The sequence below is a fragment of the Bacillus paramycoides genome (genome assembly GCF_001884235.1).
GTDB classification, from domain to species: domain Bacteria; phylum Bacillota; class Bacilli; order Bacillales; family Bacillaceae_G; genus Bacillus_A; species Bacillus_A paramycoides.
The window spans coordinates 51,188-73,255 of record NZ_MAOI01000031.1 but is presented as its reverse complement, the minus strand read 5'-3'; the positions used below and the strand labels follow the sequence as shown (position 1 = coordinate 73,255).

Annotated in this window: 21 protein-coding genes; all 21 read left to right on the top strand. The window is 35.4% G+C overall.

What is annotated here, in order from left to right:
- Positions 1 to 9 precede the first annotated feature (9 nt).
- Positions 10 to 1,314 carry a UDP-N-acetylglucosamine 1-carboxyvinyltransferase gene (gene murA / locus BAU28_RS05260; RefSeq protein WP_025147061.1) on the top strand — a complete coding sequence of 435 codons (1,305 nt, stop codon included), beginning with the start codon at positions 10 to 12 and terminating at the stop codon, positions 1,312 to 1,314.
- Between the two features lie 282 nt (positions 1,315 to 1,596).
- Complete coding sequence (spoIID, locus tag BAU28_RS05255; RefSeq protein ID WP_002174328.1) at positions 1,597 to 2,613, top strand: stage II sporulation protein D; 1,017 nt, start codon at positions 1,597 to 1,599, stop codon at positions 2,611 to 2,613.
- Positions 2,614 to 2,999: 386 nt separating this feature from the next.
- Positions 3,000 to 4,616: a long-chain fatty acid--CoA ligase gene (locus BAU28_RS05250; protein WP_083594548.1), complete on the top strand. Its 1,617-nt coding sequence runs from the start codon at positions 3,000 to 3,002 to the stop codon at positions 4,614 to 4,616.
- 126 nt (positions 4,617 to 4,742) lie between these two features.
- On the top strand, positions 4,743 to 5,750 hold the full coding sequence (locus BAU28_RS05245; protein ID WP_071717948.1) for a LytTR family transcriptional regulator DNA-binding domain-containing protein: 1,008 nt from the start codon (positions 4,743 to 4,745) through the stop codon (positions 5,748 to 5,750).
- 179 nt (positions 5,751 to 5,929) lie between these two features.
- Entirely contained in the window at positions 5,930 to 6,772 is an 843-nt protein-coding gene (locus tag BAU28_RS05240; protein ID WP_071717947.1) for an ABC transporter ATP-binding protein, read from the top strand.
- Positions 6,772 to 7,479, top strand: coding sequence for an ABC transporter permease (locus BAU28_RS05235; RefSeq protein WP_048370085.1), 708 nt, complete (start codon positions 6,772 to 6,774; stop codon positions 7,477 to 7,479). The genes BAU28_RS05240 and BAU28_RS05235 overlap by 1 nt, the downstream gene beginning before the upstream one ends.
- A 162-nt stretch (positions 7,480 to 7,641) precedes the next feature.
- The gene (locus BAU28_RS05230; protein WP_071717946.1) at positions 7,642 to 8,565 is read left to right on the top strand and encodes a stage II sporulation protein SpoIIQ; all 924 of its coding nucleotides are present in this window, start codon (positions 7,642 to 7,644) and stop codon (positions 8,563 to 8,565) included.
- 141 nt (positions 8,566 to 8,706) lie between these two features.
- The gene (locus BAU28_RS05225; RefSeq protein WP_071717945.1) at positions 8,707 to 8,841 is read left to right on the top strand and encodes an ABC transporter ATP-binding protein; all 135 of its coding nucleotides are present in this window, start codon (positions 8,707 to 8,709) and stop codon (positions 8,839 to 8,841) included.
- 308 nt (positions 8,842 to 9,149) lie between these two features.
- Positions 9,150 to 9,422 carry a sporulation transcriptional regulator SpoIIID gene (gene spoIIID, locus BAU28_RS05220; protein WP_000544010.1) on the top strand — a complete coding sequence of 91 codons (273 nt, stop codon included), beginning with the start codon at positions 9,150 to 9,152 and terminating at the stop codon, positions 9,420 to 9,422.
- A 161-nt stretch (positions 9,423 to 9,583) separates the two neighbouring features.
- Positions 9,584 to 10,585 (top strand): rod shape-determining protein, encoded by a 1,002-nt coding sequence (gene mreB / locus BAU28_RS05215; RefSeq protein ID WP_002123831.1) that lies wholly within the window; start codon positions 9,584 to 9,586, stop codon positions 10,583 to 10,585.
- 426 nt (positions 10,586 to 11,011) lie between these two features.
- Positions 11,012 to 11,446 (top strand): 3-hydroxyacyl-ACP dehydratase FabZ, encoded by a 435-nt coding sequence (gene fabZ / locus BAU28_RS05210; protein WP_071717944.1) that lies wholly within the window; start codon positions 11,012 to 11,014, stop codon positions 11,444 to 11,446.
- A 349-nt stretch (positions 11,447 to 11,795) separates the two neighbouring features.
- A complete protein-coding gene (locus BAU28_RS05205) occupies positions 11,796 to 12,473 on the top strand; it encodes a CpsD/CapB family tyrosine-protein kinase (protein ID WP_071717943.1) in 678 nt (225 codons plus the stop codon).
- A 258-nt stretch (positions 12,474 to 12,731) separates the two neighbouring features.
- Positions 12,732 to 13,475, top strand: coding sequence for a YveK family protein (locus BAU28_RS05200; protein WP_071717942.1), 744 nt, complete (start codon positions 12,732 to 12,734; stop codon positions 13,473 to 13,475).
- Positions 13,465 to 14,169 carry a CpsD/CapB family tyrosine-protein kinase gene (locus BAU28_RS05195; protein ID WP_071717941.1) on the top strand — a complete coding sequence of 235 codons (705 nt, stop codon included), beginning with the start codon at positions 13,465 to 13,467 and terminating at the stop codon, positions 14,167 to 14,169. Before BAU28_RS05200 ends, BAU28_RS05195 begins: the two co-directional genes overlap by 11 nt.
- A 109-nt stretch (positions 14,170 to 14,278) precedes the next feature.
- The gene (locus BAU28_RS05190; RefSeq protein ID WP_071717940.1) at positions 14,279 to 15,046 is read left to right on the top strand and encodes a tyrosine-protein phosphatase; all 768 of its coding nucleotides are present in this window, start codon (positions 14,279 to 14,281) and stop codon (positions 15,044 to 15,046) included.
- A 243-nt stretch (positions 15,047 to 15,289) separates the two neighbouring features.
- Positions 15,290 to 16,171, top strand: coding sequence for a UTP--glucose-1-phosphate uridylyltransferase GalU (gene galU, locus BAU28_RS05185; protein WP_071717939.1), 882 nt, complete (start codon positions 15,290 to 15,292; stop codon positions 16,169 to 16,171).
- Between the two features lie 60 nt (positions 16,172 to 16,231).
- Complete coding sequence (locus tag BAU28_RS05180; protein WP_071717938.1) at positions 16,232 to 18,043, top strand: polysaccharide biosynthesis protein; 1,812 nt, start codon at positions 16,232 to 16,234, stop codon at positions 18,041 to 18,043.
- Positions 18,044 to 18,096: 53 nt separating this feature from the next.
- Positions 18,097 to 18,732, top strand: coding sequence for a sugar transferase (locus tag BAU28_RS05175; RefSeq protein WP_071717937.1), 636 nt, complete (start codon positions 18,097 to 18,099; stop codon positions 18,730 to 18,732).
- The gene (locus tag BAU28_RS05170; protein WP_071717936.1) at positions 18,733 to 19,596 is read left to right on the top strand and encodes an NAD-dependent epimerase/dehydratase family protein; all 864 of its coding nucleotides are present in this window, start codon (positions 18,733 to 18,735) and stop codon (positions 19,594 to 19,596) included. It abuts the gene before it with no gap.
- An 18-nt stretch (positions 19,597 to 19,614) separates the two neighbouring features.
- Complete coding sequence (locus BAU28_RS05165; RefSeq protein WP_071717935.1) at positions 19,615 to 20,724, top strand: glycosyltransferase family 4 protein; 1,110 nt, start codon at positions 19,615 to 19,617, stop codon at positions 20,722 to 20,724.
- Positions 20,725 to 20,744: 20 nt separating this feature from the next.
- Positions 20,745 to 22,067 (top strand): UDP-glucose dehydrogenase family protein, encoded by a 1,323-nt coding sequence (locus BAU28_RS05160; protein WP_071717934.1) that lies wholly within the window; start codon positions 20,745 to 20,747, stop codon positions 22,065 to 22,067.
- The last annotated feature ends 1 nt before the right edge of the window (position 22,068 follow it).

Here is a 22,068-nt window from a genome sequence, read left to right as displayed (position 1 = left end):
GGGAATAATTTGGAAAAGATCATCGTCCGTGGCGGAAAGCGGTTGAACGGCACAGTGCGTGTTGAGGGCGCAAAAAATGCTGTATTACCTATAATCGCTGCAGCCCTATTAGCGAGTGATGGAAAGAATGTACTATCTGAAGTACCAGTTTTGTCTGATGTATACACAATTAACGAGGTATTACGTCATTTAAATGCTGAAGTCGTATTTGAAAATAACCAAGTAACAATCGATTCTTCTAAAGAATTAAACATTGAAGCACCATTTGAGTATGTACGTAAAATGCGTGCATCTGTTCAAGTAATGGGACCATTATTAGCACGTAACGGTCGTGCTCGTATTGCACTTCCTGGTGGATGTGCAATTGGTTCACGTCCAATTGATCAACATTTAAAAGGCTTCGAAGCAATGGGAGCGAAAGTGCAAGTTGGTAACGGATTTGTTGAGGCATACGTAGAGGGAGAGCTAAAAGGAGCTAAAATTTATTTAGACTTCCCAAGCGTAGGCGCGACAGAAAACATTATGTCTGCAGCTACATTAGCAAAAGGGACAACAATCCTTGAAAACGCAGCAAAAGAGCCAGAAATCGTTGACTTAGCTAACTTCTTAAATGCGATGGGAGCGAAAGTACGCGGAGCTGGAACTGGAACGATTCGTATTGAAGGTGTCGATAAATTATATGGTGCAAACCATTCTATTATTCCTGACCGTATTGAAGCAGGAACATTCATGGTTGCAGCAGCAATTACTGGTGGAGACATCTTAATTGAAAATGCTGTACCAGAACATTTACGCTCTATTACAGCGAAAATGGAAGAAATGGGTGTTAAAATTATTGAGGAAAATGAAGGTGTACGTGTTATCGGCCCAGATAAGTTAAAAGCGGTTGATATTAAAACTATGCCTCATCCAGGTTTCCCGACAGACATGCAATCACAAATGATGGCATTATTACTACAAGCTGATGGAACAAGTATGATTACAGAAACGGTATTCGAAAACCGCTTTATGCACGTTGAAGAATTCCGTCGTATGAATGCTGATATTAAAATCGAAGGTCGTTCTGTTATTATGAACGGTCCAAACAGCTTACAAGGTGCTGAAGTAGGCGCAACTGATTTACGTGCAGCAGCAGCATTAATCTTAGCTGGTTTAGTATCAGAAGGTTACACTCGTGTAACCGAGCTAAAACATCTTGACCGTGGCTATGTAAACTTCCATAAGAAATTAGCTGCATTAGGTGCAACTATTGAACGTGTAAACGAAAAAGTAGAAGAAGTGAAAGAACAAGAAGTTTCTGATCTTCACGCTTAATTGAAATAGTCTCTATGTCTTTTGACGTAGAGGCTATTTTTTTTAACTATTACTGTTATAGTCAATAAATTCTATACTTATGCACGTCTCAGTAAAAATATTTAGAAAATTTTTGTTTTATCTCGCACATGCCGGGTTGGGATGGGCTAATAGTCAGTGGGGGATGAATAAAACCCTCACTGATCAAAGTTTCACTTTATACCGATCCCCCTAAGTATGTTCTAAAAGCCCCCTTAGTTCCATAAGAATGAAAGGAAGCCAACTTTATATTGGGGGAATAGGATGAAATTTTCAAAGCCACTTTTCATTACAATGGCGCTTTTAATAGCGCTCGTTATCATTGTACCTGCCGTCCTTGTCATTCCGTTTGCGAAAGCAAAGGTAGGGGAAGAATCTCCTAAAACTCCTCCAGTCGTACAAAGCATACCAGCTCCAGGGAAAGTTGATACAGCGGTTCAAGTTGCTGTATATCGCGATCAGCAGAAAAAGGTAGAAACATTGCCTATGGAGGAATATGTAACCGGTGTAGTAGCTTCTGAGATGAATGCCAGTTTTGAAATAGAGGCGCTAAAGGCGCAGGCATTAGCAGCAAGAACATTCGTGGTGCAGCGTATGCTAAGCGGAGGTAAGAAAAACAATGCGGACGTGACAGACACGGTGAAAGATCAAGTGTACAAGAGTAAAGAGGAACTGAAGAAGCAATGGGGGAATAACTACGAAAATAATTTAAAGAAAATCGAGGAAGCTGTTTCTAAAACAGCAGGACAAGTTTTAACGTACGAAGGTAAGCCAATTTCAGCTTCTTTCTTCTCAACGAGTAACGGTCGAACAGAAAATGCAGCGGATTATTGGGGGAATGATTATCCGTACTTAAAGAGTGTAGACAGTCCGTGGGATCAAGCATCTCCAAAATTTACGAGCGAGCAAACATTTACAGTGACGGACTTTCAAAAACGTCTCGGTGTGAAAGTACTACCAGACGGGAAGATTGGAAACATTAAAGACCTTACAGAAGGAAAGCGGGTAAAAGATGTAGAGTTTCAAGGGAAAACATTAACAGGAAAAGAAGTTCGTGAAAAATTAGATTTACGTTCTTCTGACTTTACATGGAAACAACAAGGTAATAACATCGTCGTTACGACAAAAGGTTTCGGCCATGGCGTCGGTATGAGTCAATATGGGGCAAACGGTATGGCGAAAGAAGGTAAGAAATATACAGATATCGTTGCTCATTACTATAAAGGTATTGAAATTAAGACGATGAATGATTATGAAGGGAAATTAATGGTGAAAAAATAAGGATTATAGTGCACGTACACTTTTGTTGATTGGATATAGATGTCGTTACTAGAAGGAGCTGTTCCAGAAGATATTTTGGAACAGCTCCTTTTTGTTGTATAGGTGGCTACCATGGTCAATCTTTGTCGGTAAATCGATATTCCTTGTCGAATCGTTGATATATTTTGAGTTACGATAGATATATTTAAAAAATCGTTAATTTGATTTACTATGGTATTGTTCAGCAAGGAGAAAATATAAAGGGGTGTCGCCTAGTCAAAAGTTCGACTTATGGGACAGCTCTTTTTGTCATTATTTGTAGAAATAAATGGAAGTTACACTACGAACCTCATGTTATAATACAGTTATGTGAATATATAAAATATAATAACAGGGGGTAATGAAAAATGATGATGGATGTACCACTGCTCATTCCGTCAATGATGGAACGGGCGGAGAAATATTTTTCAAAAAAGGAAGTTGTCTCACGGACTGCATCTCGTATTCATACATTAACATACGGAGAAATTGCAAAGCGGACAAGAAGACTTGCTAGCGTATTAAAGAGAATGGGAATTGAACAAGGGGATAAAGTAGGTACAATTGCTTGGAACCATCATAGGCATTTGGAAGCATACTTTGCGATTCCAGGAATCGGGGCAGTTCTGCATACGATTAATTTAAGACTTTCCGCTGATCACATTTCATATATTATTAACCATGCAGAAGACAAAATTATTTTTGTCGATGAAGACATGGTACCTATATTAGAAAGTATTCAACACGAAATTCCACACGTAAAAGCCTTTATTATTATGACAGACGATCATAAACTACCTCACACAACACTATCACCAGCATACCATTACGACCAATTACTCGAAGAAGGCGATGAGACATTTCCGTTTGTAAAAGATTTAGATGAAAAAGAACCGGCTGGTATGTGCTACACATCAGCTACGACAGGAAAACCGAAAGGTGTAGTTTATACACACCGTAGTATCGCGCTCCATAGTTATACACTCGGACTTGCAGATGGCGGGAATATATCAGAAGTAGACACTTGTATGCCTGTCGTTCCGATGTTCCATGTTAACGCATGGGGATTACCGTTTGCGAGTACATGGTTTGGTACGAAACTCGTATTACCAGGACCGCATTTCACACCAGAGATTTTGGCGGGACTAATCGACAGAGAGAAAGTAACAATTACGGCTGGCGTGCCAACCATTTGGATTGGCTTATTACAAGAACTTGAAAAATATCCATATGATATTAGCAGTGTAAAAACGATATGGTCAGGTGGATCGGCTGCTCCGTTAAGTATGATTCGTACGTATGAAGAGAAATATGAAATTGCATTTAGACAAATATATGGAATGACAGAAACGAGTCCAGCAGTTGTAATTAACTGCCCGAAATCGTATCAGCGTGATTTACCGAAAGAAGAATATTATAATTTACGCTCTCGCCAAGGGTATTTATTCCCGGGATTAGAAATGAAAGTGATTGGACAAGACGGTGAAATTAAATGGGATGGAGAAGAAATGGGAGAACTTTGCCTGCGCGGCCCATGGATCGCTGGTAGCTATTATAACGATGAACGTACGGAAGAATCAATGAAAGATGGTTGGCTTCATACAGGAGACATTGTTACAGTTGATTCGGAAGGATTTATTAAAATTGCCGATCGTACGAAAGACTTAATTAAAAGCGGCGGTGAATGGATTTCTTCGGTAGATTTAGAAAATGCTTTAATGTCACATGACAAAGTATTAGAAGCATCTGTCGTAGCAGTTCCGCATGAAAAATGGCAAGAGCGTCCTGTTGCTTGCGTCGTATTAAAAGAAGGACAAGCAGTAGAGCGAGACGAACTGTATGTTTTACTAGAAGCGGAATTCCCGAAATGGTGGATGCCAGATGATATTTTATTCGTAAATGAAATTCCGAAAACATCTGTAGGGAAATTCTTAAAAAGAGCACTTCGTGATCAGCTCCAGACTTATATGGTGGAGCAGAAATAAAGAAGAAGGCTATCCTTTAATGCGGATAGCCTTCTTTGTTGACTATACTTATAATATTGTATTAAATATCATAATTTTCCATTAATTGTTTGATATAATGAACTAAAAACATTTGGGGGAGACAGAATGGCGTTATTGGAGTTGAAACAGTTAGGGAAGACAAACCAGTTGCCAGTAATTGGACTGGAAGTTGAGAAGGGACAATGTGTTGTTTTGCAATGTAATAATCATACAGCTAAAGTGTTACACCGTATTATTATCGGAGAAGAAGAGGCTTCTTCGGGCAGTGTGCTATTTGAAGAAGAGCCAATTGGGAAGAAAGTGTATTCCCGCATCGGTTTTTGTTTTTTGAAAGATGAAGCATATGACCGTTTGAAGGTGAAGGAGTACTTTAAGTTCTTATTAGGGCTGTATGAATCAAATATGAGTATGGAAGAAGTAGTACAATATGTCGGTCTCCTAGATAAGTTAAACGTTAAAATAGAAAAATTGTCATTTTCAGAGAAACGCCGTCTTCATATTGGGCGGGTTATGATTCATAATCCTGATTTAGTTATTTTGGAAGAGCCAGAGCAAAATGTAGATACAGAGAGTACGATTATTATTCGAAAAGCGATTATGAAAATGAAAGAACAAGGAAAGGCAATCTTTATTACATCGTCCTTCCTATCGGAGGCTCTTTCACTGACTGAAGATGTATACATATTAAATCAAGACGGTGTAAAAAAGGTGGAAATCGAGCAGGAAGAAGTGGAAGAAGTCGATGAAGGAAAAGTAGTTCAAATGATTCCGCAAATGAAACTTGAAAGAATACCAGCGAAAGTGAACGATAAAATCATTTTACTTGATCCGATGGAGATTCATTTCATTGAAACACAAAATGGAGTGACACATATTCACGTTCGTGAAGGTGATTTCGTATGTGCATTAACATTAAGTGAATTAGAAGCGAGATTAACAGGATTCGGATTCTTCAGATGTCATCGCTCGTACCTCGTTAATTTACAGAGAGTGCGAGAAGTCATTACATGGACACGTAATAGTTTTAGCTTAATTTTGGATGACGAAAGAAAAAGTTCAATCCCGCTTTCAAAAGGACGAATGGATGAATTAAAAAGTGTAATTGGGCTATAAAAATGCTCCAATAAGCTCAAAATAGGACTCATTCACCGGTAAAAATACTCCTTTTACCGGTATTTTACTGCGTAATCCCTTTGTTTTTCATATGATTGAGTCAAGAAAAGCGAAACAAACAAACGAGAATCGCTAAAGCGACTTTCATCTATAAAAAGAAAAACAAAGGGGATGACGAAATGACATTGGCAATTGAAATGAAAGATGTAATGAAAAGTTTCGATGGAAAAACGGCCCTTCGAAATGTAAATATTGAGGTGAAGCAAGGAGAAATCTTCGGATTCCTCGGACCGAGTGGATCTGGGAAAACGACAACAGTGAAAATTTTAACTTCTCAATTGCTTCATAGTGTTGGAACTGTAAGAGTGTTAGGTAAAGACATTACAGGACCAAGTAGCATCGATTACAAACGAATCGGTATTTTAACAGACAATAGCGGCTTATACGAAAGACTTAGCATTTATGATAACTTACTATTATTTTGTGACTTATACGATTGTAAAAAAGAACGAATCGATGAAGTACTAGCACAAGTGAACTTATTAGATGATAAAAAAACAGCAGTGAAAAAGTTATCAAAAGGAATGAAGCAGCGTGTTACATTAGCGAGAGCAATTCTTCATAAACCAGATATCCTCTTCTTAGACGAACCAACATCTGCACTTGATCCGGTAAACGTGCAAAACATTCATAAAATCTTAAAAGACTTAAATAAAGAAGGAACGACAATTTTCTTAACAACGCACAATATGGACGAAGCAGAAACGCTTTGTAACCGCATTGCCTTTCTTTGCGGGGGAGAAATTGTAGCCCTCGATACACCAGAAAACTTACGATTAAAATACGCGAAAGATCAAATACAAGTTGTGTTAAAAGATAAACAAAAAGAAACAGTGAAAAAAGACGAATTAGGGGCAAAACGTATTTCAGAATGGATGAAAAAGGGCGAATTACTATCGATTCATTCTTATGAGCCAACGTTAGGTGATATCTTTATTGAAGTTACTGGGAGGGGATTATAATGACGTTTTCAATGAGAAGATTTTCAGCGATTTTTCGGAAAGAGGTACAGGATTTTAAAACGAATTCACAAAGTTTAATTATGATGGCAATGCCGATTTTCTTTGCAATAATATATAGTCGTTCAGATAATTTTAGAGAAGTTGGGGCAAGTACATTAATTACAATGACGTTAGTTTTGGTTGGGGGCTTTATACAGGCAATGCTTATCGCTGAAGAAAAGGAAAAAAGTACGCTTCGTGTTCTTATGTTATCGCCAGCATCGTCTATTGAAGTATTAATTGGAAAAAGCTCATTAACGGGCATAATTACAGTTGCGATTTGTTTTATTAATCTACTTATTTTAGGGAAATTAGAAGGTAATATTGCATTATTATTATTCATCTTTGTTCTTGGAATGCTAATATTCACCCTTATTGGAACATGTATTGGATTAATAGCTCAAAATGTACCGCAAACATCAACAATTGGGTTACCGATATTAATGGTCTTTCTTATTGGCGATTTTATAGCAGGATTCGTGAAAAATGAGGTTGTTACAAAAATAGTCGAGTATTTACCAACTCGTCATATCGGTCTCGCAGTTAGTAGTGTAATAAAAGGTGAAGATTTTAGTGCAATTACTAGTAATTTATTGAACATAACTATTTGGTTAGTTGCAGTACTTGTTATTACTCTCTTCGTGTATAGAAAGAAACAAATGGACTAAAAACTGAGCCGAAAAAGCTCAGTTTTTTCTTTTTTTCATCATTTCCTCGGAAATTTTGCAATTATTATACATATTTTTACAGATTTTGTCGAAAAGTAATTAGTTATGGGTTGTATAGGATGTATGAATATTGTTCAAAATGATTGCTGAGGTGATGATGGAATGCGAGGAAGAAATAATAAAAAGTCGCGAAAAGTAGTACATTTATTTCAAAGAAGATGGGTGTTTCCAGCACTATACATTGCTTGTGCAGCGGTAATCTTAATGGTTGCGCTATGGTTCCAGGGAGCTAATCCGAAGAAAGCTCCGAACCAAGATCAAGCAACGCCGTATACACAAACGGATGATCCGGCAGTACCGGTAACAAAATCTTCAGAAGTAGTGAAAATGCCAGCTGCAGCAAATGCAGAAGTAGTAGTACAGAAGAAATTCTATGAAGATGCAGCAACAGAGGCGGAACAAGAAAAAGCACTTGTCTTTTATAACAACACATATTCCCCAAATAAAGGAATCGACATTGCTGCGAAAAATGGAAAAGAATTCGATGTTACAGCTGCTTTAAGTGGTACAGTAACGAAAGCCGAAAAAGATTCACTTCTTGGTTATGTTGTAACAGTAGATAGTGGAAATGGTGTAGCGGCATCTTATCAAAGCTTAGGCAGTGTGAAAGTAGAAAAAGGTGCACGAGTTGCACAAGGTGAAGTACTAGGGAAATCCGGTTTAAGTACAATGAATAAAGATGCAGGTTCCTACGTTCACTTTGAAGTACGTAAAGACAATGTGGCTGTGAATCCTGAGCGTTACTTAAATAAATCAGTATCAGAAATTAAAGCTGATGCAGGTGCTGCAAAGGCGACGAATGCTTCTGGTAAAAAAGCTGATGACAAATCTCAAAAAGAAGAAAAGTCAACAAGCACGAAACCAGAAAGCAAAACAGAAGATAAATCTCAAAAAGAAGAGAAATCGACAAGCGGTTCGACTAGTGATAAAGAGACGAACGGCAAACAAGAGGACAAAGCTAAGAAAGAAGAAAAATCAACAAATGGTTCTACAGAATCATCTAGTGATTCTTCTTCACAAGAATAAAAAAGTGAAAAAATCAGTTCTCACTAGGAGAGCTGATTTTTTCATTTTTATATAAAAATAATCAATTTCGAGAAAAAAGTTGCAATAACAAGGAAAAATGACGAGATTCTCGAATATATATTACAAAAGGGAGGGGATACTGTGTCATTTTTATCTGTTCTGTCGATTGCTATTATTTTATTGTTTGTTTTATTCTCCTTATATTATTATATTGCCGGTAAGAAAGAAGTTCCCCACCATCAGTTGTTAGAAGAAGAGTATGAGCGAGAAGAGTGACACCTTTTATAAGAGGTGTCACTTTTTTTCGCCATAATTGTCATTGTTAACGTATTTCTCACACAAAAACGTAATTTTTCTTAACTTAGTCCGCAAAAATAGTGAACATGTAGCATATATCAGTAGTGCGGGCAATACAATGGTATAAACCAATGCAAAGAGAGTGTTTGAGGTGAGAAATCGTGAATCATTTCATTATAAATCCAAGAATGTTTAACGCTTACAAACAGCACTCACATTTACTTCATAGTCGTATGCAGCGAGTCTCATTTCACACTTCTCACATCCAATTTAGGGAGGCGAGTGGTGTGCACGATTACATCAAAGAGAGAACTATCAAGATTGGTAAGTATATCGTGGAGACAAGAAAGACAGTGCGTGTAATTGCAAAGGAGTTTGGGGTATCAAAGAGTACAGTCCATAAAGATTTAACAGAACGTTTGCCAGAAATTAATCCAGAGCTCGCAAATGAAGTGAAAGAAATTCTTGATTATCATAAGTCTATTCGTCATTTAAGAGGGGGAGAAGCAACAAAGCAGAAGTATAGAAAAGAAGATATAGAAAAGCCTGTACGTCAATAAATGCAAAACAGCAAACATTCCTTACAGATTCGGTAATATTTTTCAGAAAAATTCTTTTTGTGAATATTACGTTTCTGTTAAAATTATGATAAAATCAGAAATTAGGTGTAAAAGAATTCGGGTGTAACCTGATTTTGAATATCGAGGAGGAAAAAACGGGAATGTTTGCGCGAGATATCGGAATTGACCTAGGTACGGCTAACGTATTAATTCATGTTAAAGGTAAGGGTATTGTATTAAATGAGCCATCTGTTGTGGCAATTGATCGTAATAGTGGAAAAGTATTAGCAGTAGGTGAAGAAGCAAGAAGTATGGTGGGACGTACACCTGGTAATATTGTGGCAATTCGTCCGCTTAAAGATGGTGTAATCGCAGATTTCGAAATTACAGAAGCGATGTTAAAGTATTTCATTAACAAATTGGACGTGAAGAGCTTCTTTTCAAAACCTCGCATTTTAATTTGTTGTCCAACAAATATCACATCTGTAGAACAAAAAGCAATTCGCGAGGCTGCTGAACGTTCAGGTGGTAAAACAGTATTTTTAGAAGAAGAACCAAAAGTAGCTGCAGTTGGTGCTGGTATGGAAATCTTCCAGCCAAGTGGAAACATGGTTGTTGATATTGGTGGAGGTACAACAGATATCGCCGTACTTTCTATGGGTGATATTGTTACCTCTTCCTCTATCAAAATGGCTGGCGATAAGTTTGATATGGAGATCTTAAACTACGTTAAACGTAAGTATAAGCTATTAATTGGAGAACGTACTTCAGAAAATATTAAAATTAAAGTTGGTACAGTATTCCCAGGTGCACGCAGTGAAGAGCTTGAAATTCGCGGACGTGACATGGTAACTGGTTTACCACGTACAATTACAGTATGCTCTGAAGAAATTACAGAAGCACTAAAAGAAGACGCGGCTATCATTGTACAAGCTGCAAAAGGCGTACTAGAGCGTACACCACCAGAACTATCTGCGGACATTATCGACCGCGGTGTTATTCTAACAGGCGGAGGAGCTTTATTACACGGTATCGACATGCTTCTAGCAGAAGAATTAAAGGTACCAGTATTAATTGCTGAAAACCCAATGCAATGTGTTGCTGTTGGTACAGGTATTATGTTAGAGAATATCGATAAATTACCACGTCGTGCGTTGAAATAAAGTGAAAAAGAGCTAAGGTAAAACCTTAGTTCTTTTTTTGGGGATTTTTTTAATTCTAATTTTTTAAGAAAACAGAAGAAAAATAGAGGAAAATAAAGAAATAGGGCAATATATTCATATATATAGTTAAATTTAATGTTTTCTTATTTGAAAACGTATGTAATATAATGATTCGGAATACGACATTAAGGCAAAGAATGTTCAAATACATATTGCCTTTCCCTAATTTGGGCATACACTCTTTTCTACCTCCGTGTCAGTTGCTGGGAAGTGCAACTATTTTAATGGAATAGAGTGTGTGCATTTTTTTTATATGAAGCTGAACTGATTAAAGTTTCACTTTATAATGACAAATAATAAACAAAATGGGATAATAACAATATGTCCAAGTGGTAAGACCAATATTGTAAAAGGGGCGATTGTTATATGCTAAATATAGAACAAATTAAAGAAATCATTCCTCACCGCTATCCATTTTTACTTGTTGATAAAATATTAGAAGTGGATGAGGGAAAAAGAGCGGTTGGAATTAAAAATGTATCTGCAAACGAGGAGTTCTTTAACGGACACTTTCCTGATTATGCAGTTATGCCTGGCGTACTTATTGTAGAAGCATTAGCACAAGTTGGGGCAGTTGCTGTATTAAAGAAAGAAGAAAACCGCGGAAGACTTGCTTTCTTCGCAGGCATCGACAACTGTCGCTTCAAAAAACAAGTGCGTCCAGGTGATCAACTTCGCCTAGAAGTAGAAATGACACGCGTACGTGGTCCGATTGGAAAAGGAAAAGCAATCGCAACAGTAGATGGTGAAGTTGCTTGTGAAGCTGAAATTACATTTGCAATTGGTGAAAAAAAAGAATAGATAAAACAAAAAAATCTTCTTGTAAAAATACAGGAAGATTTTTTTATTTCATTAATATATCGATGGAATTATTAAAATACAAACTAGTCAGAAAATAACTTGTAATTATATGGTAATTGCCATATAATACCTTTATCATTTATTTAGAAAATAGGATAAATGATAAAGGTATTAAAGAAGTGAAGTCATTGTCATATTGTTAAGGTATCTATATAAGACAAAGTAGAATGTTATTGATTATGATGAGGTGTGGGGAAGTTAGCGATACAAAATATTAATTAGACGTATGAAATCGAGCATAAGAGAGAGAAAAGGGAAATGTCGCATTTCACAAAAGGAGATTATGAATATGTTCGGGAGAAAGAAAAGAAAACCATTACGACAATTAATTACACATAAAGAGCCTAAATCGCGTATTACAGAACAATATCGTAACATTCGTACAAACATTGAATTTACATCTGTAGATAGTCGTGTTCGTTCTATCATTGTTACCTCGGCAGATCCAGGCGATGGAAAAACAACGACAATCGCAAACTTAGCAGTTGTTTTCGGCCAACAAGGAAAAAAAGTTTTATTAATCGGAGCTGACTTACGTAAGCCGACGATTCAAAACTTATTTGCAATTCATAATTCAAATGGATTAACTAGCCTACTATCAGGACAAGCGAAATTAATGCAATGCATTCAAAAAACAGATATAGAGAACGTATATTTAATGGCGGCAGGTCCAATTCCGCCAAACCCAGCTGAACTATTAGGAAATCGAGCGATGGACGAGGCCTTGCTAGAAGCATATAACATGTTTGATATTGTTTTAATCGACACACCACCTGTCCTTGCTGTTACCGATGCACAAATACTTGCGAACAAATGTGATGGAATCATACTTGTCGTGCGCAGTGAAAAAACAGAAAAAGACAAAATCGTAAAAGCGAAACAAATATTAGATAAAGCATCAGGGAAAATACTTGGTGTCGTTTTAAACGATAAAAGAGAAGAACAAGAGCAATATGGTTATTACTAAAATATAAAAAGCCAATAAGAAATACTTATTGGCTTTTTATATTTTCTGAAAATTCTTTATCAAGTTACATAGTATAAAAAACATGATAAAATAAAAAATTTGGAAAATCATTGGAATGTGTTGTCATATTTAAGATTATTTTGTAAGATTATACTTGTTTGTTATGAACTAATATAAAATAAATAACTAAAATAAAAAATGTAAGATAATATGTTATAATTTTTCTTATGTGCAAATTTTAGAAAGTTGGAGGAACTTATGGAAGAAACAATTAGTTTAAAAGAGTTATTTCATATCTTAAAAAAACGTTTAGCAATGATCCTCGTAATCGCCTTTGGTGCAGCTATTGTAAGTGCTATCATTAGCTTCTTCTTCATGACACCAATCTATCAATCTTCAACGCAAATTCTTGTGAACCAGAAGAAGCAAGAAGGGGCAATGATTCAAGCTGGTGAAGTTCAAACGAATATTCAATTAACGAATACATATAAGGTTATTATTAAAAGTCCGGTAATCTTAGATCAAGTGAATGAAAAATTAAATTTAAATATGACAGCACAAGCTTTAACAGGAAAGATTAATGTTGCAAATGAAAAAGATTCACAGGTTATTTCTGTTACAGCTGAGGATAAAGATCCGAAACTAGCTCGTGATATTGCAAATGCAACCGCGGATGTATTTAAAGGTGAAGTTGCAAAAATTATGAATGTTGATAACGTAACTGTATTATCGAAAGCAGAAGTTGCAGAAAATCAATCTCCAATTAAACCAAGCCCGATGTTAAATGTGGCAATTGCTTTCGTTGTTGGCTTAATGGCTTCAGTGGGTCTTGCATTCCTACTAGAATACTTAGATAACACAGTGAAAAAAGAAGAAGATGTAGAAAACTTACTTGGCTTACCAGTGTTAGGTATTGTTGCTCGTATGGATGAAGAAACAACGAACGTGAAATCACATGCTCCATCATCAAGAAAAGTGAGGGGACAAACAATTGGCTCTTAATAGTTTATTCAAGAAGAAAAAAAATCATCGTCAACGTCGTCAATTAATTGCTCATCAACAACCAAAGTCACCAATTTCAGAACAATATCGTAATATTCGAACGAATATCGAGTTTGCATCTGTTGATACAAACTTACATTCGTTAATGGTAACGTCTGCGAACCCAAGTGAGGGGAAAACAACAACGACAGCGAATATGGCAGTCGTCTTCGCTCAACAAGGAAAGAAAGTATTGTTAATTGATGCAGATATGCGTAAACCAGCGATGCATCAAATGTTCCAAGTGGATAATATTTCCGGATTAACGAATGTATTAACGAATAGCGAACGTTTAGAGAAATGTGTACAAATGACATCTATTGATAATTTACACTTCCTAGCATGCGGTCCAATACCACCAAATCCAGCAGAATTATTAGGTTCGAAATCAATGCAAGAACTTCTTGGACAGGCATACAGTATGTACGATTTAGTTATCTTTGATTTACCGCCAATTTTAGCTGTAACAGATGCGCAAATTATGGCAAATGTATGTGATGCATCTATTCTTGTCGTTCGTAGTGAATCAACAGAAAAGGAAACAGCGGTAAAAGCAAAAGGATTATTAGAATCTGCAAAAGGTAAATTGTTAGGTGTTGTTCTAAATGATCGTGAACGTGAACAGGGCTTATATTATTACTATGGTGCAAATTAATTAAAAAGTGAGATATGCCAAGAACATATCTCCTTTTTTCCCTTGAATATGAGACATGTCTCATATTCAAGGGAAAAAAGATTTTTATACGAGAGGGAGGGTGAGAAGAATGATTGATTTACATTGTCACATTTTATCTGGCATCGATGACGGTGCACAAACAGTAACAGATAGTTTAGCGATGGCACAAAAGGCCGTGCAAGAAGGAATTCATACAATTGTCGCTACACCACACCATCAAAATGGAAAATATGTAAATGAACGCACTTCTATTATTCATCAAGTGAAACAATTAAATGATGAACTACAACAAAATGAAATTCCGCTCAAAATTTTACCGGGGCAAGAGGTCAGATTATATGGTGATTTATTAGGAGACTACGAAGCTGGTAAAATTGTTACTTTAAATGAAACAGATAAATACATATTAATTGAGTTTCCATCTAATCATGTACCTCGCTATGCAGAACAATTATTATATGAACTACGCGTTAAAGGGATAATCCCGATTATCGTTCATCCAGAACGTAATGCCGAGTTAATCGAGCGGCCAGATAAGTTATATAACCTTGTAAGTAAGGGTGCATTAACACAAGTAACGGCAGGTAGCTTGCTAGGAAATTTCGGCAAAAAGATAAAAAAATTCTCACTCCAACTTGTAGAACATAATTTAACACATATGATCGCATCAGATGCACATAACACAACATCAAGAGGATTTCATTTAGCGGAAAGCTATGAATTAATCGAAAAAGAATTCGGAATGAACGCTATGAGTGATTTAAAGGAGAACCCGTATTTATTAATTAGCGGAAAAGCAATTTATAAAGAAGACCCAGAACAAATTCGTCGTAAAAAATTGTTCGGTATCTTTTAAATAAAGAACAGGTGATGTCTCCTAACCGTTATCAACGGAGGCACTCGGTCGTGCTGTGGGTAGAAATTTTATTTCGTGCCTACCTTAGACGCTTGTCGTCGGGAGTATGGCGTGAGGATGGGTTAGATGCCCATAATTTTATTTATGATAGAAACTCTACCTATGGAGTTATAACTATGACTCTATAGGTAGGGTTTTTGTTATCGCTACATATAGATAAAACGATATATAGGGGGACTAGAATTGAAAAAAGTAAGAAAAGCGATTATCCCAGCTGCGGGACTGGGAACGAGGTTTTTACCAGCAACGAAAGCAATGCCGAAAGAAATGTTACCTATCGTTGATAAACCGACAATTCAATACATAGTAGAAGAAGCGATAGAATCAGGAATCGAAGATATTATTATTGTTACTGGAAAAGGAAAACGTGCAATTGAAGATCATTTCGATCACTCTTTTGAGTTAGAACAAAACTTACTCGAAAAAGGAAAGTACGAAATGCTTGAAAAAGTGCAAGCTTCTTCAAAAATTAACATTCATTACATAAGACAAAAAGAACCTAAAGGACTTGGACATGCGGTATGGTGTGCACGTAAATTTATTGGAAATGAGCCATTTGCAGTATTACTTGGTGATGATATTGTGCAAGCGGATACGCCATGTTTACGTCAATTAATGGATCAATATGAAGGAACACAATCATCTGTTATTGGGGTACAGACAGTGCCAGAAAATGAGACACACCGTTATGGAATTATCGATCCGATTGAGCAAAATGACCGCCGTTATCAAGTGCGTCAATTTGTAGAGAAGCCAGCTCAAGGTACAGCACCATCTAATTTAGCAATTATGGGTCGCTATGTATTAACACCAGAAATCTTTATGTTCCTTGAAGATCAACAAACAGGTGCTGGTGGAGAAATTCAGTTGACAGATGCGATTCAACGTTTAAATGAAATTCAACGAGTATTTGCTTATGATTTTGAAGGAATACGCTATGATGTTGGGGAGAAGTTTGGGTTTATTAAGACTACGATTGAGATGGCACTTCAAAATGAAGAATTGAAAGCAGATTTGATGAAATACATGAAGAAACTTATAAAAAAAGATGAAGTACATTCATAAGAGAATGTCCTTTTTTATTATTAATTAAATAATATTTATATACAGAAGGGAACAGGTATATTGAGTTATCGAAGACGGCTCTCATTATTAATTTTATTAGATTCATTTATTGTATTAACTGCCGTGTACTTAAGTTATTGGTTTATACATCCTAATGTATTAAATAAAATTCCTACGACAGTAGTTATTAGTTCTATTACATTATTGTGTAGTCATCATATTTTTGCAAGTATGTATAAGCTATACAATAAAGCATGGGAATATGCAAGTATTGGTGAATTGAAACAAATATTCAAAGCAATCACTCTGTCTATTATCGTAACAGCAATTGTTCAACAAATTATAAATCATGATATTTATGTTCGAATTTTAGCAATTGCATGGATGCTACATTTATTATTGATTGGTGGTTCGCGTTTCGTATGGCGCATGTTCCGTGATACATATATTGCAAAAGATACGAATAAAAAAAGAACACTAATTGTCGGTGCAGGTTCAGCAGGAACTATGGTAGTAAGACAATTACAACATAATAAAGAAGCAGATTTATTTCCAATTGCATTTGTGGATGATGATAAAAATAAACAAAAATTAGAGATTTATAATGTACCAGTTGTTGGTATGACAAATCATATTAAAGAAATTGTAGAAGATAATGATATTGAACATATTATCATTGCTATTCCTTCTTTAAATAGAAAACAAATAAATGAGATTTTTGAGAGATGTACGAAAACGAAGGCGAAAACTCAAATTGTACCGATGCTTGAGGACCTTCTAGATGGTAAAGTGTCTGTCAATGAAGTGCGTGATGTGCAAGTAGAGGATTTATTAGGAAGAGAACCAATTCAGTTAGACGACGCAGGAATTGGAGAAAAGATTACAGGTAAAACAATTTTAGTGACAGGTGCAGGTGGATCGATTGGATCAGAGATTTGTCGTCAAGTGATGAAGTATAAGCCTGCAAAAATTGTTCTTTTAGGGCATGGTGAAAACAGCATTTATAATATTGAAATGGAAATGCGAGTTACATACAAGGATTCGATCGAAATTACTACAGAAATTGCTGATGTACAAGATCGCCATAAAATCTTTGAAATAATGAAGAAGCATCGTCCATACATTGTGTATCATGCAGCTGCACATAAACATGTGCCTTTAATGGAACGTAACCCTGAAGAGGCTGTGAAAAATAATATTTTTGGTACAAAAAATGTTGCAGAAGCAGCTGATACATTTAAAGTAAATACGTTTGTCATGGTTTCTACAGATAAAGCTGTAAATCCGACGAATGTAATGGGGGCTACAAAACGATTTGCAGAAATGCTTGTACAACATTTGGCAGCAGTGAGTACGAATACAAGATTCGTTGCTGTTCGATTTGGTAATGTTCTTGGGAGTAGGGGAAGTGTAATCCCATTATTTAAGAAGCAAATTCAAAAAGGTGGGCCTGTAACAGTTACTCATCCTGATATGATTCGTTACTTTATGACAATACCAGAAGCTTCAAGACTAGTTATTCAAGCTGGAACGTTAGCAAAAGGTGGAGAGCTATTTGTTCTTGATATGGGAGATCCAGTTAAAATTGTTGACTTAGCAAAAAATCTTATTACTCTTTCTGGATATTCTATTGAAGAAATTGGAATCGAGTTTACTGGACTAAGACCAGGGGAGAAGATGTATGAAGAGCTCTTAAACGAAGGAGAAATTCATCCTGAACAAATATTCCCTAAAATCCATATAGGAAAAGCTGTATTGATGGACCAGGGGATTTTAAGGCAGTTTATGAATGATTTTGAAAAAATGAGTAAAGAAGATATAAGAGAAAGATTGTTAGAGATTGCTAATAGTAAAGTTTTAATTAAAAGCTAGCTTGTTTCTAAATCATTTATCCGTATGCTGAGAAAATTGAGGTGGTAATAAAAGTGATATATAAAAAGAGTTTGAAACAAATAATAGATTGTATCTTTGCAATTATAGGGTTAGTAGTATCATCACCTTTATTCTTATTATTAATAATTTGTATAAAGCTGGATTCCAAGGGCCCTGTGTTATTTAAACAACGCCGTATTGGTAAAGGGAAAAAAGAATTTTATATTTTAAAGTTTAGAACAATGAGGATTGATACACCAAAAGATATGCCTACTCATCTTTTGGAAGATCCTGAAATGTATATCACAAAAGTTGGTAAATTTTTGCGGAAAACAAGTTTGGATGAACTCCCACAAATTATAAATATTATTAAGGGTGAAATGAGTATAATTGGTCCCCGTCCTGCACTTTGGAATCAATATGACTTAATCGAAGAACGTGATAAATATGGTGCAAATGATGTTGTTCCAGGATTAACGGGATGGGCACAAATAAACGGACGAGATGAACTTCCTATTGATGTAAAAGCGAAACTAGATGGTGAATATGTAAAGAAATTGTCACCATTATTTGATTTGAAGGTGTTTTTTATGACTATAAAAAGTGTTTTAAAATCTGAAGGAGTTAAGGAAGGGAAAAATAATAATAGTGAACAAAACCCCGAAATGAGAAAAGGGGCTAGTTCATAAATGAACAAGAAACGAATTTTAATAACTGGAAAAGAAAGTTACATAGGAACAAATTTTGAGAAATGGGTTAGTAATTGGTCAAGTCAATATGATGTTGATAAAATATCTGTTAGAAATGATGGATGGAAACAAAAGGACTTTTCCCAATATGATGTTATTTTACACGTAGCTGGAATAGCACATGTTTCAGCTGATCCTAAAATGGAAGAAATGTATTATAAAATTAATAGGGATTTAGCGATTAACATTGCAGAAAAAGCTGAAAAAGAAAATGTTAAGCAATTCATTTTTATGAGTAGCATGATTATCTACGGTGCAGATGGAAAATTAGGTGAATCTAAAATTATTACTGCAGAGACCGAGCCAAGTCCTATTGATTTTTATGGGCGAAGTAAGCTCGAAGCTGATTTAGCTATTCAAAAAATGAATAGTAATAAATTTAAAACGGTTATGGTACGAACGCCAATGGTGTATGGACCAAACTGTAGAGGGAATTTTCCTAGGCTGAAAACGCTGGCGCAAAAATCACCAATTTTTCCTGAGATAAGTAATGAAAGAAGTATGATATTCATCGATAACCTGTGTGAATTTTTAAAGGTTGTTATTGACAAAGAGTTGGACGGGGTATTTTTCCCGCAAAATAAAGAATATGTTAGTACGAAAGATATTATTAATCTTATGGCTATCAACGTGGGTAAGAAAGTCCACTTTATTAAAACATTTAATCCAGTCATAAAGATAATGTCAAAAAAGATAAATGTCGTTAATAAGGTATTGGGAAATAAAGCATATGATAAAAAACTAAATCCTGATTTTGACTATTGCGTTGTTGATTTTGAAACTTCTATAAAAATAAGTATGTAATTAGGTGAACATAAAATTATGAATAAAAAAGTACTATTATTAGGTAATCATGGATTTGTAATATACAATTTTCGTAAAGAACTAATACAAGAATTATTGAGGGAAGGATACGAAGTATATATATCGTTACCCAAAGATGAAAAAGTAGATAAGATGATTGAATGGGGATGTAAATTCGTAGAAACAAATGTTGATCGACGAGGCACAAACCCGATAACTGATTTTAAACTAGTCGCGCACTATATTAAAATATTGAAGGACATAAAACCGGATGTTGTATTGACATATACGATAAAACCAAATTTATATGGAGGATTAGCTTGTAGGCTTTTAAATATCCCATGTATAAATAATATTACAGGTTTAGGAAGCGGATTTAGTAAAAGTTCACTTTTAAAAACGTTTTTATCTACTTTATACAAGGTAAGTTTGAAAAAGTCTTATTGTGTTTTCTTTCAAAATACTGAAGACATGAGAATGTTAGTAGATAGGAATATAATTAAAGGGCATTATGAACTTATTCCAGGTTCAGGAGTGAATTTAGAAGAATATAAATTTAAAGATTTTCCAGAAGAAGATGTGTTGAAGTTCATTTTCATTGGAAGAATTATGAGGGATAAAGGTATTGATCAATATTTAGAAGCTGCAAAAATTATAAAGACAAAATATCCAGACACACAATTTAATGTAATAGGTTTTGTTGAGAAAACACAGCCACATTATAACGATATGATTAATCAGCTGCAAAATGAAGGTTTTATTACATACTTAGGGTATCAATCAGATGTTAAACCATTTGTTAAAGAAGCTCATTGTCTTATTCAAGCCTCTCATGGTGGAGAAGGCTTATCTAATGTTTTATTAGAGGCAGCTGCTACTGGAAGAGCATTGATTGCCTCTAATATACCCGGTTGTAGGGAAACAATTTCAGAAAATCAGAATGGATATACATTTGAAGCTAAAAACACAAGCAGTTTAGTTGGACAGATTGAAAAATTTATTTGCTTAACAAATGTTGAAAGAAAACAAATGGGTATAAACTCTAGAGAAAAAATCGAAAAAGAGTTTGATAGAAACATAGTAATAAAGGCATACATGAATCAAATTGATCAAATTTGTAATAAATAAATTGATGTGGAGTGTAGAATATGACCAAAATAGCAGTAGTCGGAACAGGTTATGTAGGTTTAGTATCAGGAGCTATTCTATCAGATTTTGGACATACGGTGACGTGTGTTGACGTCGATAAAAATAAAATCGAGAGCCTAAAAAACGGTGTAATTCCTATATATGAACCGGGATTAGAAACAGTCGTACAAAAAAACCATTATTATAAACGTCTTAATTTTACAACTGATATTAAAGAAGCTGTAGAAAATAATGATGTTATTTTTATAGCGGTAGGTACACCGCCAGCAGATGATGGAAGTGCTGACCTTCAATATGTACTTGCAGTTGCAGAGAGTATTGCAAAATATATGAATGGATATAAAGTAATTGTAGATAAATCCACTGTGCCAGTAGGAACAGGGCAAATTGTTAAATCTACAGTAAAAGAAGCACTGGATAAAAGAGGGATCCAGTATGATTTTGATGTAGTTTCAAATCCAGAATTTTTAAGAGAAGGTTCTGCTGTTAGAGATTTTACTCATCCTGATAGAGTTGTTATCGGAGCTGAAAGTGAAAGGGCATTGGAGTTAATGAAGGACGTTTATAGAGTTCTTTATCTAAATGAAACGCCATTTGTAGAAACTAATATTGAAACAGCAGAAATGATTAAATATGCTGCAAATGCTTTCCTTGCAATGAAAATAACATTTATTAATGAAGTTGCGAATGTATGTGAAAAAGTTGGTGCGGATGTTCAGAAAGTAGCGAAAGCGATGGGGCAGGATGGGCGAATTTCACCGAAGTTTTTACATGCAGGTCCTGGATATGGAGGGAGCTGTTTCCCAAAAGACACGAAGGCTCTCGCAAGAATAGCTCATGAGCACGGTGAAACTATTTCTTTAATTGAGGCAACAGTAGAAGCAAATGAAAAACAGAAGTTAAAAATGGTAGATAAAATTGTTAATGCCATGGGTGATGTTGATGGAAAAACATTTGCTATTTTAGGTATCACCTTTAAACCTAATACAGATGATATGAGGGATGCACCAGCACTTGTAATTTTACCTGAGTTGGCTAAACGTGGAGCAAAATTCAACATATATGATCCTGAAGGGCTGAAAGAGGGAACGTGGCGTCTTGAAGGAATTAAAGATAGTATTACATGGTGTGAAACAGCATATGAAGCAATTGCAAGTACAAGTGCTACAGTGATCTTAACCGAGTGGAATGAATTTAGAAACCTTGACTTTGATAAGCTTCGTGAAATAGATGGAAGTGAGTATTTCTTTGATTTGAGAAATATTTATAATAAAAAAGCAATGATCGAAAAAGGCTTTAAATACTATGGTGTAGGAGTCTGAA

Bases quoted from the DNA above. Each gene is read 5' to 3' on its own strand.
- spoIID (WP_002174328.1), top strand. From the start codon at position 1,597: ATGAAATTTTCAAAGCCACTTTTCATTACAATGGCGCTTTTAATAGCG.
- BAU28_RS05250 (WP_083594548.1), top strand. From the start codon at position 3,000: ATGATGATGGATGTACCACTGCTCATTCCGTCAATGATGGAACGGGCG.
- BAU28_RS05245 (WP_071717948.1), top strand. From the start codon at position 4,743: ATGGCGTTATTGGAGTTGAAACAGTTAGGGAAGACAAACCAGTTGCCA.
- BAU28_RS05240 (WP_071717947.1), top strand. From the start codon at position 5,930: ATGACATTGGCAATTGAAATGAAAGATGTAATGAAAAGTTTCGATGGA.
- BAU28_RS05235 (WP_048370085.1), top strand. From the start codon at position 6,772: ATGACGTTTTCAATGAGAAGATTTTCAGCGATTTTTCGGAAAGAGGTA.
- BAU28_RS05230 (WP_071717946.1), top strand. From the start codon at position 7,642: ATGCGAGGAAGAAATAATAAAAAGTCGCGAAAAGTAGTACATTTATTT.
- mreB (WP_002123831.1), top strand. From the start codon at position 9,584: ATGTTTGCGCGAGATATCGGAATTGACCTAGGTACGGCTAACGTATTA.
- fabZ (WP_071717944.1), top strand. From the start codon at position 11,012: ATGCTAAATATAGAACAAATTAAAGAAATCATTCCTCACCGCTATCCA.
- BAU28_RS05205 (WP_071717943.1), top strand. From the start codon at position 11,796: ATGTTCGGGAGAAAGAAAAGAAAACCATTACGACAATTAATTACACAT.
- BAU28_RS05200 (WP_071717942.1), top strand. From the start codon at position 12,732: ATGGAAGAAACAATTAGTTTAAAAGAGTTATTTCATATCTTAAAAAAA.
- BAU28_RS05190 (WP_071717940.1), top strand. From the start codon at position 14,279: ATGATTGATTTACATTGTCACATTTTATCTGGCATCGATGACGGTGCA.
- BAU28_RS05170 (WP_071717936.1), top strand. From the start codon at position 18,733: ATGAACAAGAAACGAATTTTAATAACTGGAAAAGAAAGTTACATAGGA.
- BAU28_RS05165 (WP_071717935.1), top strand. From the start codon at position 19,615: ATGAATAAAAAAGTACTATTATTAGGTAATCATGGATTTGTAATATAC.
- BAU28_RS05160 (WP_071717934.1), top strand. From the start codon at position 20,745: ATGACCAAAATAGCAGTAGTCGGAACAGGTTATGTAGGTTTAGTATCA.